Annotated in this window: 1 pseudogene; it reads right to left on the bottom strand. The window is 74.6% G+C overall.

Going from position 1 to position 2,615, the window contains the following annotated elements:
• Positions 1-24: 24 nt before the first annotated feature.
• Positions 25-2,615: pseudogene (locus CWIS_RS12550) on the bottom strand (Ig-like domain-containing protein); the annotation flags it as partial.

Raw genomic sequence — 2,615 nt, 5'->3', positions numbered from 1 at the left:
GGGGGGCGGTCGGCTCCGGGCGCATCAGCGGATGCGCACCCCCGGCGACGTGCGGGTCGCCGTCGTGTATCCCTTCTTCGTGCCGGTGACGCTGACCGTGATCCGGTCGCCCCGGTCGGCCGCTCGTACCTTGTAGCTCTGGCCGGTGGCGCCCTTGATCGCGACTCCGTCGACCTTCCACTGGTAGGTCAGCCGGGTCCCCGCCGTCCACGTGCCCGGCAGGGCCCGCAGCGTCCGCCCCACGGCCGGAGTTCCGGTGATCCGTGGCGTCGACGACTGCAGCCGCCAGGTGCGCGCGGCCGAGACGACCGACGCCGTGACGTACCCGGGGCGGCTGCCGGTCACGCGGACCGTCAGCCTCTTGCCCGCGAGCGCCTTCGACAGCCGCAGCGTCGACTTCGTCGCCCCGCTGATCGGCTTGCCGTCGGCGTACCAGCGGTACGTGAGCGTCGCGACGGGCTTCCACGTGCCCGTCCGCGCGGTCACGGTCTTCCCGACCGCCACGGTCCCGGCGATGGTCGGCCTCGGCGCGACGAACGTCGCCTTGACCACCACCGCGGTCTGGCCCGAGAGCAGCGACCGCGAGACGAGACCGTCCCCGGACCCGGTCACGCGCACCGCCAGACGCTTGCCGACGTGCGCCGGGGCGACGACGAGCGTGCGCGCCGTGGCGCCCGCGACGGCCTTGCCGCTCGCGTACCACTGGTAGCTCAGGCGCACCCCCGGCGGACCCCAGCCGGCCGCCGTGGCGGTCAGCCGCTGGTCCACGCGCGCCTGACCCGCGACCGTCACGGTGCCGGGCTCGACCTCGCGCGGGTCGGGCGTGCAGTCGGGCGTCGTCGCGGTGAGCAGGTACTCGACCACCTGTGCCTCGCCGGCGAACGCGTACCCGGTGGCGGGGCGCGCCTCGACGCGCACGGTGGCGCCCGCGGCGATCGGGATCGCACCGCTCACCGTCTGGCCGTCGACCGTGTAGACGACGCCTGGCACCGACGGCACGGCGATCGAGCCGTCGATGACCTCACCCTCGACGCACCGCGGTGCGGTCAGCACCGGCGCGACGGGCGTCACGACCACGGGCGCCACAGGTGCGAGCTCGGTCGTGCGTGTCTGCTCCTGGTGACCGGCGAGGTCCTGCGAGCGGACGTGCACGTACACGGTGGCGTCCTGGTCGAGCGAGACGCCGAACGGCTCCTCGTACGTGGCCCACATGACGTTCTCGCTCGACTCCGGGTCGGCGCTCGGCCCGTACGAGAACAGGGTCCGGGCGAGGCCCGAGCCGGGCTCGGGGTCCGTCGGCGTGAGCGTGAACGTCGCGGACGTCGCGCCGAGCGCGTGGGCGACCTCGGTGACGGGTGCCCGCGTGTCGACCTTGAGCGTGCGCGTCGCCTCGCCCGTGCGGTCCTCGCTGTCGGTGGCGCGTGCCGCGACCGCGACCGTGCCCTCCGCCTCGACCGTGACCGGCTCGGTGTACGGCTGCCAGTCGCCGGAGCCGATGCGCACCTCGACGGACTCGACGGGCGCACCGCCCTCGACCACGCGCACGCTCACCTGCGGCGACGCGGTGTACCAGCCCGACGACGCGGGCGCGGAGTCGACGTCGACCGCGACGCCGGGGCCCTCGTCGTCGGACGCCGGGGCGACGACCCACACGGTGCACTCCACGCGCGGCGCGAAGCCCCCCACGACGCCCTCGACCGCGAACAGCGACTCGGCCTCGGCGTAGTCCGCCGGGTCGACCGCGTCCCAGGTCACGGGCGTCGTGGACGCCGCGCTGCCGTCCGCGTGCCACGCCGTCACGGAGCGCGCGCACACGGGTGCCACGCCTGGCGTGGTGACCGTGGTCGTGTGGTCGACCTCCTCGACCGGCGAGGCGAGGTCGGCGACGACGTGGACGGTCGCGGCGAGCTCCGTGTCGCCCGCGGCGCCCTCCACGAGGGCCGTGCCGAGCTCGTCGACCGCGTCGGCCGGGACGGGGTCCCACGTCGCGTCGACGTAGGCCAGCGGGCCGTTCTCGGGCAGCACCCAGACCTCGTCGGGCAGGGTCGGCACCTGGCCGACGAGCGTGCGCACCGCGACGTCCTCGACCGCGATCGGGGCGTTCGGGTCCACGGGGACCTCGGGCTCGGTGCCGCCCGTGCCCCACACCTGCCACTCGGTGGACGCGACCGCGTAGTACGGGTCGGGGTCGCCGCGGACCTCCGCGTCGAGGACCAGGCGCAGCGCGGTCGTCGTGACCGGCGTGAACGTGACCTCGTTCGGACCGAGGATCGCGCCCGCGCCCGTCGCGATCGGGTACGTCGTGGTGCTCACGGGCTGGAACTGTCCCGAGGCGTCCCGGTACTCCAGGTGCCACGCGGCGGGGTTCTGCACGTTGCCGGCGCTCGCGACGTCGTTCCAGAACCACACCGCGGACCGGTCGACCGTGACCGGCCACTCCCAGTCGTACTGCGCCCAGTGCTGCGCGACGAAGTCGCTGTAGGTGCCCCACACCGAGCCGTGGCCGTCGGGCGTGAGCTCGGTGCCGTCGTTGAGCGCCGAGGCGCGGTTCCACCCGGGAACGAAGCTCACGGTGGGCGCGGCGATCAGCGCGACGTTGCTCGCGACCGTCTCGT

Source organism: Cellulomonas sp. A375-1, assembly GCF_001040865.1.
In the GTDB taxonomy this organism is placed as follows: Bacteria; Actinomycetota; Actinomycetes; order Actinomycetales; family Cellulomonadaceae; genus Cellulomonas; species Cellulomonas gelida.
The sequence above is the reverse complement of the archived record's forward strand: the minus strand, read 5'-3'. Positions and strand labels throughout refer to the sequence as shown.